Source organism: Amycolatopsis sp. NPDC104819 (assembly GCF_055583145.1).
Genome location: NZ_JBVJON010000009.1, coordinates 92,575 through 107,270 on the forward strand (window position 1 = coordinate 92,575; position 14,696 = coordinate 107,270).

15 protein-coding genes are annotated in these 14,696 nt (G+C 72.7%); 11 read left to right on the forward strand and 4 right to left on the reverse strand.

Features of this window, described 5'->3' with window-relative positions; all coding sequences use genetic code 11:
* The first annotated feature begins 56 nt into the window (after window positions 1–56).
* The 9 genes from ACZ63E_RS28535 (at window position 57) to ACZ63E_RS28575 (ending at window position 9,340) form a co-directional block, all read left to right on the forward strand.
* Window positions 57–1,286, forward strand: coding sequence for an MFS transporter (locus ACZ63E_RS28535; RefSeq protein WP_465339188.1), 1,230 nt, complete (start codon window positions 57–59; stop codon window positions 1,284–1,286).
* A gap of 183 nt (window positions 1,287–1,469) precedes the next feature.
* The gene (locus ACZ63E_RS28540) at window positions 1,470–2,735 is read left to right on the forward strand and encodes a GGDEF domain-containing protein (protein ID WP_465339189.1); all 1,266 of its coding nucleotides are present in this window, start codon (window positions 1,470–1,472) and stop codon (window positions 2,733–2,735) included.
* 117 nt (window positions 2,736–2,852) lie between these two features.
* Window positions 2,853–3,272, forward strand: a complete 420-nt coding sequence (locus tag ACZ63E_RS28545) for a TOBE domain-containing protein (RefSeq protein ID WP_465339190.1) — start codon at window positions 2,853–2,855, stop codon at window positions 3,270–3,272.
* Window positions 3,273–3,301: 29 nt separating this feature from the next.
* On the forward strand, window positions 3,302–4,225 hold the full coding sequence (locus ACZ63E_RS28550; protein ID WP_465339191.1) for a LysR family transcriptional regulator: 924 nt from the start codon (window positions 3,302–3,304) through the stop codon (window positions 4,223–4,225).
* 102 nt (window positions 4,226–4,327) lie between these two features.
* Complete coding sequence (locus tag ACZ63E_RS28555) at window positions 4,328–5,488, forward strand: NAD-dependent formate dehydrogenase (protein ID WP_465339192.1); 1,161 nt, start codon at window positions 4,328–4,330, stop codon at window positions 5,486–5,488.
* Between the two features lie 116 nt (window positions 5,489–5,604).
* Window positions 5,605–6,084, forward strand: a complete 480-nt coding sequence (locus ACZ63E_RS28560; RefSeq protein WP_465339193.1) for a molybdopterin-binding protein — start codon at window positions 5,605–5,607, stop codon at window positions 6,082–6,084.
* Window positions 6,085–6,161: 77 nt separating this feature from the next.
* Entirely contained in the window at window positions 6,162–6,674 is a 513-nt protein-coding gene (locus ACZ63E_RS28565; RefSeq protein WP_465339194.1) for a winged helix-turn-helix transcriptional regulator, read from the forward strand.
* A gap of 2 nt (window positions 6,675–6,676) precedes the next feature.
* Window positions 6,677–7,210 (forward strand): pyridoxamine 5'-phosphate oxidase family protein, encoded by a 534-nt coding sequence (locus tag ACZ63E_RS28570; RefSeq protein WP_465339195.1) that lies wholly within the window; start codon window positions 6,677–6,679, stop codon window positions 7,208–7,210.
* Between the two features lie 120 nt (window positions 7,211–7,330).
* A complete protein-coding gene (locus tag ACZ63E_RS28575; protein WP_465339196.1) occupies window positions 7,331–9,340 on the forward strand; it encodes a phosphocholine-specific phospholipase C in 2,010 nt (669 codons plus the stop codon).
* On the opposite strand, the gene ACZ63E_RS28580 is transcribed toward ACZ63E_RS28575, so the two are convergent.
* Window positions 9,330–10,262, reverse strand: coding sequence for an AraC family transcriptional regulator (locus ACZ63E_RS28580; protein WP_465339197.1), 933 nt, complete (start codon window positions 10,260–10,262; stop codon window positions 9,330–9,332). The genes ACZ63E_RS28575 and ACZ63E_RS28580 overlap by 11 nt on opposite strands.
* A gap of 80 nt (window positions 10,263–10,342) precedes the next feature.
* Here ACZ63E_RS28580 and ACZ63E_RS28585 point away from each other — a divergent pair, with 80 nt between their 5' ends.
* Both ACZ63E_RS28585 and ACZ63E_RS28590 read left to right on the forward strand, forming a co-directional pair.
* A complete protein-coding gene (locus ACZ63E_RS28585) occupies window positions 10,343–11,125 on the forward strand; it encodes an NAD(P)H-binding protein (protein WP_465339198.1) in 783 nt (260 codons plus the stop codon).
* Between the two features lie 89 nt (window positions 11,126–11,214).
* Window positions 11,215–13,197 carry an APC family permease gene (locus ACZ63E_RS28590; RefSeq protein WP_465339199.1) on the forward strand — a complete coding sequence of 661 codons (1,983 nt, stop codon included), beginning with the start codon at window positions 11,215–11,217 and terminating at the stop codon, window positions 13,195–13,197.
* 9 nt (window positions 13,198–13,206) lie between these two features.
* On the opposite strand, the gene ACZ63E_RS28595 is transcribed toward ACZ63E_RS28590, so the two are convergent.
* The 3 genes from ACZ63E_RS28595 to ACZ63E_RS28605 are packed head-to-tail and all read right to left on the reverse strand — an operon-like array spanning window position 13,207 to window position 14,467.
* Window positions 13,207–13,659, reverse strand: coding sequence for a VOC family protein (locus tag ACZ63E_RS28595; RefSeq protein ID WP_465339200.1), 453 nt, complete (start codon window positions 13,657–13,659; stop codon window positions 13,207–13,209).
* Window positions 13,656–14,150 (reverse strand): SRPBCC family protein, encoded by a 495-nt coding sequence (locus ACZ63E_RS28600; protein WP_465339201.1) that lies wholly within the window; start codon window positions 14,148–14,150, stop codon window positions 13,656–13,658. Before ACZ63E_RS28600 ends, ACZ63E_RS28595 begins: the two co-directional genes overlap by 4 nt.
* Window positions 14,147–14,467, reverse strand: a complete 321-nt coding sequence (locus ACZ63E_RS28605; RefSeq protein ID WP_465339202.1) for an ArsR/SmtB family transcription factor — start codon at window positions 14,465–14,467, stop codon at window positions 14,147–14,149. Before ACZ63E_RS28605 ends, ACZ63E_RS28600 begins: the two co-directional genes overlap by 4 nt.
* Between the last annotated feature and the right edge of the window lie 229 nt (window positions 14,468–14,696).

Sequence of the window (14,696 nt, forward strand, 5' to 3'; positions counted from 1 at the left end):
GGCGCTACGGTGAGCAGCTTGGGCAACGCTCTCCGTGACAGCCTGGGTGGGGTGGGATGGCGGAACGGACGTGGTCCGCCTTCGGGGTGCGCGAGTTCCGCGTGCTGTGGCTGGCGGGCCTGCTGTCGGTGGCCGGGGACCAGCTGGCGCGCGTCGCGCTGGCGATCCTGGTCTACCAGCGCACGGGTTCGGCGGCGCTGAGCGCGGCGACGTACGCGTTGTCGATGCTGCCCGCGCTCGTCTCCGGGGCGCTGCTGTCCTGGCTAGCCGACCGTTTCCCGCGCCGGCGCGTGATGGTGGTGTGCGACGCGGCCCGGGCGGTGCTCGTCGCGGTGATGGCGCTGCCCGCGACGCCGTTGCCGCTGATGGCCGCGCTGCTCGTGGTCGTGCAGCTGGTCGAAGCGCCGTTCTCGGCGGCGCAGGGCGCGGTGCTGCCGGACCTGCTGGGCGTCCGGTACGAAGCGGGCCAGGCGGTCCAGCAGGTCACCGGCCAGCTGTGCCTCGTGCTGGGGTTCGCGGCGGCGGCCGTGGTGGTCGCCGGCGTCGGCGCGCACACCGCGCTGGCGATCGACGCGGCCACGTTCGCCGTCTCCGCGGTGCTGATCCGCGCCGGCCTGAGCGCCTATCCGCCGCTGCGGGGCGACGTCGTCGCGGCGGCCTGGTGGCGGCGCGCCTGGCGGCAGGTCGCGGCGGGCGCGGTGGTCGTGCGCCGCGACCGCACCCTCTGGACGCTGGTGTGGCTGGGCTGGCTGGCGTTGTTCACCGTGGTCCCGGAAGGGCTCGCGGTGCCGTTCGCGCGGCAGGTCGGCGTCGGCGGCGCGTGGATCGGCGTGCTGCTGGCGGCCGAACCGGCCGGCGCGGTCGCCGGGGCGTTGCTGCTGCGGCTGGTCGCCCGGCCGGTGCGGGTGCGCGCGCTGGGCGTGCTCGCGGTCGGGACGTCGGCGCCGCTGATGGCGTACTGGGGCCGGCCCGCCCTGGGCACGGCGCTGGTGCTGCTGTTCCTCTCCGGCGTGTGCTCGGCGTACCAGGTCACCGCCGGGGCGACGTTCGTCCAGCTGTCCCCGCCCCGGGTGCGCGGGCGGGCGCTCGGGTTCGCGCGGACCGGGATGATCGCCGGCCAGGGGCTCGGGATCGTGGTCGGCGGGGTGCTCGCGCAGCTCGTCGGCCCGGCGACGGCGATCGCGTGGGCGGGGACCGCGGGAGCGCTCGTCGCGCTCGCCGCGGCCGTGGTCTGGTCGCGTCGCCGTCCGGACGCGATCACCGCCGCTCTTCCCGCCGAAGCGTGAGTTTTCACCAGCCCTTGTCACACATCGTGGGCTCCTTTCCGTGCGGTTCCTCCAGTGGCAGATACCGGAAATGGTCTCAGCCGTCTGGATGAGTGGCAGCGCGGGGAAACAGCTGACATCCGGGCGCCCCGCGACTACCGTTGGCGAGCACGTGGTCACGGGCGCAGAGCGGGGGGCACTGCGATGGACGGACGCGAGAGAACCGGCGGGGGCTGGGCGCCCTCGCGGTGGAAGCTCTGGGAGCTGCCGGGACGCGTGCGGGCCTTCGTCCTCGGGGTGGACTTGGCCGCGTTCGTCGTGCTGGTGCTCGCGGCGCGCACGCTACCGGCCGCGCACGACTGGGCGGCGGCCGGCTGGCTCGCCGCGGCCGCGGTGCTGCACCTGCAGGCGTCCCACGTCATCGAGCGCCGCCGTCGCGACCGGGCGGGTTCGCCGTACGTCGACCTCTGCAGCGTCTGGATCTTCGCCGGGGTGCTCATGCTGCCGCTGGTGCTCGAACTGGCGCTGGTGGCGGTGATCTACGGCCACCGCTGGGTGCTGGTCAACCGGTTCGACCCGTTCCGGCCGCCGCACCGCACGGTGTTCACCGCGGCGACGCTCGCCCTGGCCGCGTCGGCGGCCTTCGCGGTGCTGGAGCCGACCGGCGCCCACCTGAGCGCCGGCGCGCGGCCGGGCTGGGCGGCCCTGGCGGCGGTGGTCGCCGCGGCGGCGGTGCAGTGGACGGTGAACACCGCACTCGTCGGCACGGTCATCGCGTGGACCGTGCCCATCGAACACCGGCGGCAGGTGCTGGGCAGCGCCTCGGACAACCTGCTGGAGGTCAGCCAGCTGGCGCTCGGGGTGTTCGTGGCGCTCGCGCTGCTGTGGTGGCCGCCGGCGGCGTTGCTGATGATCGTGCCGACGTTCGCGCTGCACCAGTGCGTCCAGCTCGACCAGTTCAAGACGGCGGCCCGCACCGACCAGCGCACCGGGCTGCTGAACGCGATCGCGTGGCACGACGAGGCCGAGCAGGCGCTCGAGCGCGCCCGCGCCACGGCCGGCCGGGTCGGGGTGCTGATGATCGACCTCGACTGGTTCAAGCGCATCAACGACACCCACGGCCACCTGGTCGGCGACGACGTCCTGGCCGAGGTGGCGACGGTCCTCACGAAGACGGTCCGCCGCGGCGACGCGGTCGGCCGCTACGGCGGCGAGGAGTTCGCGGTCCTCCTCCCGGGCGTCGACCAGGACGAGGCCCGCACGATCGCCGAGCGCATCCGCGGCCGCATCCGGGCCCTGCGCATCACCGCGCCTTCGGGCGACCTGGTGGAACTGTCGGCGACGATCGGCGCGGCGCTGTACCCGGGCCCGGCGGAGTCCGGTTTGGACGATCTGATCCGCGCGGCGGACAACGCTTTGTACGCGGGCAAGAAAGCGGGCCGCGATCTGGTGGTGCTGGCCGCACGCTGACTGTCCGGTCCGGTGAGAGGCGGCGCACCATCGTGGAAACCGGCCGGCACGTCGGGCACCACCAGGTCTCCCGGCTCTGAGCTGCGCCGATGCCCGCGCCCGGCTACAGTCCCGGCCATGGGTCTGAGCATCCGCAACCAGCTCGCCGGGACGGTCTCCGCCGTCACGACGGGCGAGGTCATGGCGACGGTCAAGACACGCCTGTCCGGCGGGCAGGAGGTGACGGCCGCCGTCACCCGTGAGGCCGTCGAAGACCTCGGCCTCGCCGAAGGATCGGCTGTGCGCGTGCTGGTCAAGGCGACCGAGGTGTCGCTGGCCACCGGGCCGGTCGAGGGCATCAGCATCCGCAACCAGCTGCCCGGCCGGGTCACCGGCGTCACCGCCGGCGGGGCGATGGCCACGGTGAAGGTGGCCGTCGACGGCGGGGAGCTGACCGCCTCGATCACCCGGGAAGCCGTGGCGGACCTGGGCATCGAGGCCGGCTCCCCGGTGGTCGCGCTGGTCAAGTCGACGGAGATCTCGCTCGCCACCGGCTGAACCGGCCGGGAACCCGGCCATACTGAAGCATGTTGTTGCGTCAGCTGGAGTACCTGGTCGCGCTGGCCAAGGAACGGCACTTCGCCCGGGCGGCCGCCGCGTGCCACGTCTCGCAGCCGTCGCTGTCGGCCGCGATCCGGAAGCTCGAGCGGGAGCTCGGCGTCCCGATCGTGCTGCGGAGCCGCCGCTTCGCCGGGTTCACGCCGGAGGGGGAGCGGGTGCTGGCGTGGGCGCACCGCATCCTCGCCGAGTGCGACGCGCTGCGGCAGGACCTCTCGATCATGCGCGAGAGCCTCTCCGGCGTGCTGCGCATCGGCGCGATCCCGACCGCGCTGACCGCCGCGTCGCTGCTGACGACGCCGTTCTGCGAACGGCACCCGCGCACGCGCGTTTCGCTGGAGTCGTTGTCCTCACGGGAGATCACGCGCCGCCTCGCGGAGTTCGAACTGGACATCGCGATGACCTATGTGGACGACGACGAGCTCGGGAACGTCCGGGTGCGGCCGCTGTACGAGGAGCGCTACCTGCTGCTGACCCCCGAGGACGGCGTGCTGGCCGGGCGGGCGTCGGTGGGCTGGGCGGAGGTCGCGGCGCTGCCGCTGTGCCTGCTCACCCCGCGGATGCGGAACCGGCGGGTGCTGGACGGGCTGTTCGCCGCGGCCGGGGCGGTCGCGGTGCCGAAGATCGAGACGGACACCGTATCGGCGCTGTACGCCCACGTCGCGACGCACCGGTGGTCGAGCGTGATCGCGCACGCGTGGCTGCACATGTTCCGGACCCCGGCCGGCATGCGGGTGGTCCCGATGGAGACGACCGGGCCGGCGCCGCAGATCGGGCTGGTGACCGCCGACCACGATCCCGAGCCGATCCTGGCGCGGGCGCTGCTGGACCTCGCCGCCGAGGTGGACGTGCGGGGTGAGCTCGACCGGATCCTGCGGGAGCACGCGGGATAGGCGCGGGCTATGTCGGGATAGGAACTTTCGCTTTGACCGGGTGGCCCGCGGGCGAGGAAGGTCGGGACATCCCTTCCACACCAGCAGATCCGGGAGTCCGACATGGCAAAGGTGCTGTGCGTGCTGTACGACGACCCGGCCGGCGGCCCGCCGCAGGCCTACGCGCGTGACGATCTTCCCCGGCTCGACGGGTACCCCGGCGGCCAGACGCTGCCGTCGCCGGCCGGCCTCGACTTCACCCCCGGCGCGCTGCTCGGCAGTGTGTCCGGCGAGCTGGGCCTGCGCCGGTTCCTCGAGGCGGCCGGGCACACCCTGGTCGTCACCTCGGACAAGGACGACCCCGGCTCGGTCTTCGACCGCGAGCTGGCCGACGCCGACGTCGTGATCTCCCAGCCGTTCTGGCCCGCCTACCTCACCGCCGAGCGGCTCGCCCGTGCGAAGAACCTCAAGCTGGCGATCACCGCGGGCATCGGTTCGGACCACGTCGACCTGGACGCCGCGATCGAGCACGGGGTGACCGTCGCGGAGGTGACCTACAGCAACAGCATCAGCGTCGCCGAACACGTCGTCATGTCGATTCTCGCGCTGGTCCGCAACTACCTGCCGGCCCACCAGGTCGTGCTCGACGGCGGCTGGAACATCGCCGACTGCGTTTCCCGCTCCTACGACCTCGAGGGCATGCACGTCGGCACGGTGGCGGCCGGCCGGATCGGCACCGCGGTGCTGCGGCGGCTCGCGCCGTTCGGCGTGCACCTGCACTACACCGACCGGAACCGGCTGCCCGAGGCGCTCGAGCGCGAGCTGGGCCTGACCTTCCACCCCAGCGCGGCGGAGCTGGTGCCGGTCTGCGACGTCGTGACGATCAACGCGCCGCTGCACCCGGAGACCGAAGGGCTCTTCGGGGACGAGCTGCTCGCGACGATGAAGCGGGGCGCGTACCTGATCAACACCGCGCGGGCGCGCATCGCCGACCGCGACGCGATCGTGCGGGCCCTGGAGAGCGGGCAGCTGGCCGGGTACGCCGGCGACGTCTGGTTCCCGCAGCCCGCGCCGGCGGACCACCCGTGGCGGACGATGCCGCACCACGGCATGACCCCGCACATCTCGGGCAGCTCGCTCTCGGCCCAGGCGCGCTACGCCGCCGGGACCCGGGAGATCCTCGAGGCGTGGCTGGCCGGCACCCCGATCCGGGACGAGTACCTCATCGTCGACGGCGGAAAGCTGGCCGGCACCGGCGCGCAGTCCTACTCCGTCACGCGCTGAGCCAGGGCAAAACCGCCGCTTCTGCGGCGTTTCCGGGCTGATCGTGCCGCATTCGCGACCAAGCTGTGCCTGATCGGAGGATGTGCGCGGCTCCGGGGCCGCCCTAGCGTGGAACGATGGAAACGCCCGTTCCCGCCCCGGAGCGGCGCACCCCGCCGTCGGGCCGGCTGCTCGTCACGGGCACCGGGTGCGCGTCGCGGTTGATCGACGTCGGCGAGCTGCGCGAGCGGTCGCGGGTCCGGCTCGACGTCGAGTACGTGACCCGCCGCCGGCGCGAACGGCACGAGGTGCAGGGTGTGCACCTCTACGACGTGCTCAGCGAGGGCCCGCTCCCGCTGGACCCAAAGCACAAGATGTCCGGGCTGACCGTCGTGGTCCTCGCGGTGTCCGAAGACGGCTTCCAGGTGGTGTTGTCCCTGGCGGAGATCGACCCCGAGTTCGGCCACTGCGCGGCCCTGCTGGCGACCCGCTACAACGGCGAGGACCTGCCGCGGCCCACCCTGGTCATGCCCGGTGACCTGCGGGCGAGCCGGTACGTCCGCGGGCTCGCCCGGCTCTCCCTGCTCAGCCTCGACGCCGGGAGCGTGCCCGGCTGAAACCACTCTCGATTTGCGAGCGGTCCGGCACGGCTCCATACTGGTGCGGCAATGCAACCAGTTGTGAGGTGGAAGCGGTGCGGAAGGACTCCCGGTCGGCTTGCCCGATCAACCTGTCGCTGGAGATCTTCGGTGACCGGTGGACCCTGCTCGTGCTGCGCGACATCGTGTTCGGCGGGGCCCGGCACTTCCGCGAGCTGCTCGGCGGCGAAGAGCGGATCTCGTCGAACGTGCTGGCCGACCGGCTGGCCGTGCTCGTCGAAACCGGGCTGCTCACCCGGGCGGGCGATCCTTCGCACAAGCAGAAGGTCACCTACAGCCTGACCGAGCGGGCCGTCGAGCTGGTGCCGGTGCTGGTGCAGCTCAGCGCGTGGGGCGTCCGGCACCTGCCGGTCGCCGATGCCTACGCGGCGCGCGCCGCGGTCCTCACCGACGGCGGCCCGCCGCTGTGGGAGGCCTTCATGGACGAGCTGCGCGAAACCCACCTCGGACCGCAGGCGCGCCGCGCGACGGCGCCGGACGGGCCCACCGTCGCGGCGCGCCTGGAAGCCGCCTACGCCGCATCCGTGGGCAACCGACGATCGGAGTGACCATGCAGACCCGGCTCGACGAACGGTTCAGCGACCCCGGCACCGAGGCCATCGGCTGGGCCGAAACGGTGAACGCGCTGGAAGCGGCGCAGATCAGCTGGCTCACGACGGTGCGCGCCGACGGCCGCCCGCACGTCACCCCGCTGGTCGCGGTGTGGCTCGACGGCGCCGTCCACTTCAGCACGGGGGCGACCGAGCAGAAGTACCTCAACCTGGCCGCGAACCCCCACGTCGTGCTGACGACGGGCCGCGACGCCTGGGACGACGCCCTCGACGTCGTGGTCGAGGGGGAGGCCCGGCGAGTCACCGACCGGTCGAAGCTGGAGCGGCTCGCCGCGGCGTGGCTGTCCAAATGGGACGGCAGCTGGCGCTACGACGTGACCGACGAGGGGTTCAGCCAGTCCGGCCACGGCTCTGAGGTGTTCGCCGTCGAGCCCGCGAAGGTGCTGGTGTTCGGCCGGAAGCGGACGAACAGGACGTCCGGGGACTCCATGCTCGGCACTGTCGAGTTCACCCACACGAGCCACCGGCCGTAGCGGCCCCGACCTTCAGCCGTTTACCAGGGTTTCGCCCGGCGTTAGCCTCGGGCCCGGCAATGGTCTCGATCAGCGACCCATACTGGCCCGGCTTCCCACCACGACAACCCCGGAGTCCCCATGACGGACGTCAACCGCCGACGTTTCCTGCAGCTGGCCGGCGGCACCGCTGCCCTTTCCGCGCTGTCCACCAGCATCGCCCGCGCGGCGGAGCTCCCCGCGCTCCGCCGCACCGGGACGCTGCGGGACATCGAGCACGTCGTGGTGCTCATGCAGGAGAACCGGTCGTTCGACCACTACTTCGGCACGCTGCGCGGGGTGCGCGGCTTCGGCGACCCGCGGCCGGCCGCGCTCGCGTCGGGCAAGCCGGTGTGGGCGCAGTCGGACGGAACGCGCGACATCCTGCCGTTCCGCCCCGAAGCGGACAACCTGGGCCTGCAGTTCATCCAGGACCTCCCGCACGGCTGGAACGACACGCACGCGGCGTGGAACCAGGGCCGGTACGACAAGTGGGTGCCCGCGAAGGGCTCGACCACCATGGCGTACCTGACGCGCGAGGACATCCCGTTCCACTACGCGCTGGCCGACGCGTTCACCATCTGCGACGCCTACCACTGCTCGTTCATGGGCTCGACCGACCCGAACCGCTACTACATGTGGACCGGGTACACGGGCAACGACGGCTCGGGCGGCGGGCCGGTCCTCGGCAACGACGAGAAGGGCTACTCCTGGACGACCTACCCCGAGCGCCTGGAGAAGGCCGGGGTGTCGTGGAAGATCTACCAGGACGTCGGCGACGGCCTCGACGCCGCCGGGGGCTGGGGCTGGATCGACGACGCCTACCGGGGCAACTACGGCGACAACTCGTTGCTGTACTTCAACTCCTACCGCAACGCCAAGCCCGGCGACCCGCTGTACGACAAGGCCCGCACCGGCACGAACGCGAAGGCGGGCGACGGGTACTTCGACCACCTCCGCGCCGACGTCAAGGCCGGGAAGCTGCCGCAGGTGTCGTGGATCGCGGCGCCGGAGGCGTTTTGCGAGCACCCGAACTGGCCGGTGAACTACGGCGCCTGGTACATCGCGCAGGTGCTCGACGCGCTGACGTCGAACCCCGAGGTGTGGGGCAAGACCGCGGTCTTCATCACCTACGACGAGAACGACGGCTTCTTCGACCACGTGCTGCCGCCGTACGCGTCGGCCGGTCAGTCCACCGTGGACACCACGGGGGAGATCTACACCGGGACGGCACAGCAGGCCGGCCCGTACGGGCTCGGCCAGCGCGTCCCGATGCTCGTGGTGTCGCCGTGGAGCAAGGGCGGCTTCGTCTGCTCGGAGACGTTCGACCACACCTCGATCATCCGGTTCGTCGAGCGGCGCTTCGGGGTGCACGAGCCGAACATCTCGGCGTGGCGGCGCTCGGTGTGCGGCGACCTCACCTCGGCGTTCGACTTCGAGCGCACCGACACCAGGGTGCCGGCCCTGCCGGACACCGCGGCCTACGAGCCGCCGGACCGCGAGCGCCACCCGGACTACGTCCCCGCGGTCCCGGCCAGGAGTGTGCTGCCGAAGCAGGAGCGCGGGCTGCGACCGGCGCGGGCGCTGCCCTACGACCTGGCGGCCAACGCCCGCGTCGACGGCGGGAACCTGACGGTGACCTTCGCCAACCACGGCCGCGCGGGCGCGACGTTCAACGTCACCTCGCCCGCGGCCGACCCGCGGACCTACACCGCCGGCGCCGGGCGGTCACTGGCGGCCAAGCTGCCCGCGGCCGGTGGGTACGACGTCACCGCGCACGGCCCGAACGGCTTCCTGCGGCAGTTCCGCGGCACGACCGCCGGGCCCGAGGTGAGCGTCCGCTGCGACGACGACGGCCTCACGCTGGTCCTGACCAACGGCGGCACCACCCCGGTGCGGCTGACGGTGAAGGACGCGTACGGCCGGCGGTCGGCGACCCGGCTGCTGCGGCCGGGCGCGCGCGTCGTCGAAACCGTGGACACCCGGCGCAGCAACCACTGGTACGACGTCACGGTGGTGTCGGACCACGACCCGAAGTTCCTGCGCCGGCTCGCCGGGCACGTCGAGACGGGCCGGCCGAGCACCAGCGACCCGGCGACGCTCACGAACTGACGGCTTCCCGGCCGCGGCGCCAGTCCGACGGGCTGGCGCCGCGGACGCGTTTGAACGCCACGCTGAAGGCGAACGGGTCTTCGTAGCCGACTGCCTTCGCCACGGCGGCGACGGTGTCTTCGGTGTCGCGCAACAGATCCGCGGCCAGCGTCATCCGCCAGCCGGTGAGGTAGGTCAGCGGCGGCTCGCCGACGAGGTGCGCGAAGCGCGCGGCGAACGCGGCACGGGACAACCCCGCCCGGGCGGCCAGCGCCGCGACCGTCCACCGGTGGCCGGGTTCGGCGTGCAGCAGGCGCAGGGCTTCGCCGACCCCTGCGTCGTCCAGCGCGCGGTACCAGGCCGGCGGCGTCTCCGCCGAGGCGCACCAGGCCCGGAGAGCCAGGACGAGCAGGAGGTCCAGCAGGCGGCGCACGACCGCGTCCTGGCCCGGTTCGTCGCGGGCGACCTCGGCTGAGAGCAGGGAGAGGGCTGCGCGCGTCCGCGGTCCGGCGGGGACGACGGCCAGCGGCGGCAGCATCTCCAGGAGCCGTCCGGCGACCACACCGCGGAGTTCGTAGGCGGCCCGCACCAGGGTCGTGGCGCCGGGCGAACCGTCGCCGTAGGTGCGCGGCGCCCGGCGTTCCAGCGCCTTCGCCCCGGCGACGAGGTGCTTCTTCGCACCCCGGATGACGTGCTGCGCCGGCGTGGCCGGGTCGTCGGCGATCGTGTAACCACGCACGCTGACCAGGGCGATGTCCCCGGCGGCCAGGCGCACGGGCGTGGTGTCGCCGACGCGCACCGACGCGTCCCCGTCGAGGGTGGCGACCAGCGTGAGCGGCGGGGCGTCGGTGAAGGTGAGCGACCACGGAGGCCGCTGGACCAGCTGCCGGACCAGCGCGTCCGTGGCGTGGGCCCGGTGCAGCAGGTCGCTCAGGACGTCCATGGCGCGACGATAGACGATGACAAAGGAACCATCGACTTTCTCCCATGGATCGTCTTGCCCGGCCACGGTTGGCTGACGGCATGACCATCCTGATCCTCGGCGGCACCGGCAAGACCGGCCGCCGTCTCGCCCGTCGCGTCGACCACGCCCGGATCGCGTCGCGCGCCCACGGGTTCGACCTCGGCGACCCCGCCGGCTGGGCGCCGGCGCTGTCCGGCGTTACGGCCGTCTACCTCGTGGAACCCGACCTGCGGGCCGGGCCGCGCCTCCCGCGGTTCGTCACCGAGGCGGTGGCGGCGGGCGCGCGGCGGCTGGTGCTGCTGTCCGCCCCGCGCGCCGGAGAGGAGGGCCATCCGCTGCACGCCGCCGAGCAGGCTGTCCGGGACTCGGGGGCCGGCTGGACCATCCTGCGCCCGAACTGGTTCGCGCAGAACTTCAGCGAAGGCCCGTGGGCGCCCGGAATCCGCGACGGCGTCCTGACCCTGCCGACCGGCGCCGGCCGCGCGCCGTTCGTCGACGCCGAAGACATCGCGGAGGTCGCCGCGGCGGCGCTGACCACGGACCGGCACGACGGCGAGATCTACGAGCTGACCGGCCCGCGGGCGGTCGGTTTCGGCGAAGCGGTCGCGCTGATCGCGCGGGCGGCCGGGCGGAGGATCGAGTATGCGGACGTCGACCCGGAGGTGTTCGTCGGGCGCCAGATCGCCCACGGCGTCCCGGAAACGGTGGCGCGCTTGCTCACCGGGCTCTTGGCGGACCTGCGCGCCGGCCGGGGCGCCGAGGCCGGGGACGGCGTCGAGCGCGCCCTCGGCCGGCCGGCCGGGACGTTCGAGGACTTCGTCGCGGGGACTTCCTGGACCTGACGCCGCGGGGCCGGGTGTGCCGGTCCGATGTGGATCGGGCATTGTGGGCGGCCGGGAGTGCAGCACGCCGTCGATCGGGGAGTCGAAGCTTGAGCACCACACCTGAGTTCGCGGTTCCGGACGTCGTCGACAGCCCCGTGACGCCGAGGCCGCCGTCCGGCCCGGCGATGCGGTGGCTGCTGGCACAGCGGGTGGCGCCCGCCGGGCCGGAGGCCGCCGAGGACCACGGGAAGCCGCAGGCCTGGTGGAAGGTCATGTGCCTGACCGGCGTCGACTACTTCTCGACCCTGTCCTACCTGCCGGGCATCGCCGCGCTCGCGGCCGGCGCCCTGTCCCCGCTGGCGACGCTGCTGATCGTCGCCCTGACCCTGCTGGGCATGCTGCCGATGTACCGGCGGGTCGCCCGGGAGAGCCCGCGCGGCCAGGGGTCGGTGGCGATGCTGGAGGACCTGCTGCCGTTCTGGCGCGGCAAGATCTTCGTCCTGGTGCTGCTCGGGTTCGTCGCGACGTCGTGGATCATCACGATCACGCTGTCTTCGGCGGACGCGTCGGTGCACCTGCTGGAGAACCCGTACCTGCCGGGTTTCCTCCACGGGCACGCCGTGCTGATCACGGTCGTGCTGCTGCTGATCCTCGGCGGCGTCTTCCTGCTGGGCTTCAGCGAGGCCGTCGGTGTCGCGATCCCGCTCGTCGCGATCTTCCTGCTGCTCAACGCGGCCGTGGTGATCGTGAGCGGCATCGACCTCTTCTCCGACGGCGCGGCGCTGTCCCGCTGGACCGACGCGCTCACCTCGAACGGCGGCGGCTTCACCGGGATCATCGGCCCGGCCGTGATCGCGTTCCCGGCGCTCGTGCTGGGGATGTCGGGCTTCGAGACCGGCGTCAGCATGATGCCGCTGGTGGCGGCCGAGGGGAAGACGGACGAGGAGCGGCTCGAGTCGCGGATCCGCAACACCCGCAAGCTGCTGACGCTCGCGGCGCTGATCATGTCGGTGTACCTGATCGCGACGAGCTTCATCACCACGGTGCTGATCCCGGCCGAGAAGTTCAAGGAAGGCGGCGAGGCGAACGGGCGCGCGATGGCCTACCTCGCGCACCAGGAGCTGGGCGAGGCGTTCGGCACGGTCTACGACGTCAGCAGTGTGCTGATCCTGTGGTTCGCGGGCGCGTCGGCGATGGCCGGGCTGATCAACATCGTGCCGCGCTACCTGCCCTCGTACGGGATGGCGCCGGAGTGGGGCCGCGCGGTCCGCCCGGTGGTGCTCGTCTACACGGTGATCAGCGTCCTGATCACGATCGCGTTCGGGGCGGACGTCAACGCCCAGGCCGGCGCGTACGCGACCGGGATCCTCGCGATGATGGTGTCCGGCGCGGTCGCGGTGACGATCTCCGGGATCCGCCACAAGCAGCGCGGCGCGGCGATCGGGTTCGCCGTGCTGACGCTGGTGCTGCTCTACGCGCTGGTCGAAAACGTCATCGAGAAGCCGGACGGCTTGGCCATCTCGGCGCTGTTCATCCTCGGCATCGTCGTGGTGTCCCTGGTTTCGCGGGTGTCCCGCACGACCGAGCTGCGCGCGGAGCGCATCGAGTTCGACGAGACGGCCCGCCGGTTCGTCACGGATTCGCTGGCCAACGACGGCGCCCTGCACATCATCGCGAACAAGCGCCAGGGCGGCGACCTCGCGGAGTACTCGGCGAAGGAAGCCGAGCAGCGCGCGATGAACCCGTTGCCCGGCGCGGCGGACGTGCTGTTCCTCGAGATCGACGTGGTCGACCCCTCGGAGTTCAGCAATGTCCTTCAGGTCCGCGGCGTCGAGGTCGACGGCTACCGCATCCTGCGCGCTCAGAGCCCGGCGGCCCCGAACGCCATCGCGGCGGTGCTCCTGGCCCTGCGCGACGCGACGGGGGTGCTGCCGCAGTGCCACTTCGAGTGGTCGGAGGGAAACCCGCTGGGGCACTTGTTCCGGTACTTGATCCTGGGCCGCGGCGACACGGCTCCGGTGGTCCGGGAGATTCTCCGCACGAGCGAGACGGACCCGGCCCGCAGGCCGGGCATCCACGTCGGCGGCTGACCGGCTCCGTCACCGCCACGGCATGTGCTGCAGGCACCACGTGTTGCCGTCCGGGTCGGCGAAGTAGACGTAGAACACGCCGCCCATGTCCTCGACCGGGCCCGCCTCGACGCCGCGCTCGACCAGCTCGGCGCGGGCCTTCTCGATGTCGGCGACCACCAGGTGCAGGCCGCGCATCGACCCCGGCGGCAGGGCCAGGGGCTGCACCCCTTCGGTGAGGGAGATCGAGCAGGCCGAGCCGCTCGGGGTCAGCTGGACGATGCGCACGCCGTCCGCCGGGCGGACGTCGACGTCCAAGGTGAAACCGAGGCTGTCCCGGTAAAACGTGATGGCGCGGTCGATGTCGGTGACCGGCACGGGGACGAGCTCCAGCAGGAACGCGCCGGGGAGCACGGGCGGGTTGCCGGGATCCTTGGCGATCGCGCTCGGGTCGGCGGGGACTTCGGTGACGGGTTCGTTCATGACGGGTCTCGTTTCTGGTGGTCGAGGAGGGTGGCAAGGCGGTCGTAGGACTCACCGGCGCCGCGGCGCATCGGGCTGAGCACCACCTGGTCGCGGATTTCCGGTGACGGGTACTGCACGGTGACGGTCATGGTCGTGCGGCCGCCGGTTTCGGCCAGCACGGTGGTGACTTCCGCGGCGCCTTCGGGCCAGCCGCGGTGGATCTCGGTCTGCACGAGCCGGACGGGCGGCGCGATCTCGCGGAAAACGCCGTACAGCTCCATTTCCGCGCCGTCGGGCCCGCGGGAGACGAACCGCCAGGCGCCCCCGGGCCGCAGGTCGACCTCGCAGCCGGTCAGCCGCCAGCCGCGGGCGCCGTGCCAGCGGCGCAGCAGCTCCGGCCGGGTGAGGGCCGCGAAGACGAGGTCGGCCGGAGCGGCGAAGGCGCGGGTGAGCACCAGGCCGGTCGCGCCGGCCTCGGTGACCTCCAGCCCCCGGTGCGGGGCGGTCACGACTGCAGGTCCTTCAGCAGGTCGTCGAGCTGCCGGTAGCCGGCCTCCCAGTAGTCGCGGTAGTCGGCCAGCCAGGCCGTGGCCGCCTTGAGCGGTTCCGCGACCAGGTGGCACGGCCGCCGCTGGGCGTCCCGGCCGCGTTTCACCAGCCCCGCGCGTTCGAGCACCCGCAGGTGCTTCGACACCGCGGGCTGGCTCATCGCGAACGGCTCGGCCAGCTGGGTGACGGTGGCGTCGCCGGTCGCCAGCCGGGCGAGGATCGCCCGCCGGGTGGGGTCCGCGAGGGCCGCGAACGTCGCGTCCAGTGTGCTGCTCATTCATAACCTTCCGGTTCTGTAACCAGATGGTTTTATAGACGGCGTGAGCGCGCCTGTCAAGACGGGCGTGGTCAGCAGGCCGAGACCGGTGCTCCGAACGCCCACGGGGCGTGGACCCACCCCGAGCTCGACCCCGACGACGTCGCCGCAGATCCCGAACGTGCCGACCACTTCGAAGCCGGAACGGAACCACCGCCGCGGGCCCCTCGGCGGCCGGCCTCGGACTGTC

Excerpts from the sequence above, each read along its gene's own strand:
- ACZ63E_RS28560 (WP_465339193.1), top strand. The coding sequence starts at position 5,605 with ATGGAAACGCCCGTTCCCGCCCCGGAGCGGCGCACCCCGCCGTCGGGC.
- ACZ63E_RS28545 (WP_465339190.1), top strand. The coding sequence starts at position 2,853 with ATGGGTCTGAGCATCCGCAACCAGCTCGCCGGGACGGTCTCCGCCGTC.
- ACZ63E_RS28555 (WP_465339192.1), top strand. The coding sequence starts at position 4,328 with ATGGCAAAGGTGCTGTGCGTGCTGTACGACGACCCGGCCGGCGGCCCG.
- ACZ63E_RS28580 (WP_465339197.1), bottom strand. The coding sequence starts at position 10,262 with ATGGACGTCCTGAGCGACCTGCTGCACCGGGCCCACGCCACGGACGCG.
- ACZ63E_RS28595 (WP_465339200.1), bottom strand. The coding sequence starts at position 13,659 with ATGAACGAACCCGTCACCGAAGTCCCCGCCGACCCGAGCGCGATCGCC.
- ACZ63E_RS28585 (WP_465339198.1), top strand. The coding sequence starts at position 10,343 with ATGACCATCCTGATCCTCGGCGGCACCGGCAAGACCGGCCGCCGTCTC.
- ACZ63E_RS28540 (WP_465339189.1), top strand. The coding sequence starts at position 1,470 with ATGGACGGACGCGAGAGAACCGGCGGGGGCTGGGCGCCCTCGCGGTGG.
- ACZ63E_RS28535 (WP_465339188.1), top strand. The coding sequence starts at position 57 with ATGGCGGAACGGACGTGGTCCGCCTTCGGGGTGCGCGAGTTCCGCGTG.
- ACZ63E_RS28575 (WP_465339196.1), top strand. The coding sequence starts at position 7,331 with ATGACGGACGTCAACCGCCGACGTTTCCTGCAGCTGGCCGGCGGCACC.
- ACZ63E_RS28550 (WP_465339191.1), top strand. The coding sequence starts at position 3,302 with ATGTTGTTGCGTCAGCTGGAGTACCTGGTCGCGCTGGCCAAGGAACGG.
- ACZ63E_RS28605 (WP_465339202.1), bottom strand. The coding sequence starts at position 14,467 with ATGAGCAGCACACTGGACGCGACGTTCGCGGCCCTCGCGGACCCCACC.
- ACZ63E_RS28570 (WP_465339195.1), top strand. The coding sequence starts at position 6,677 with ATGCAGACCCGGCTCGACGAACGGTTCAGCGACCCCGGCACCGAGGCC.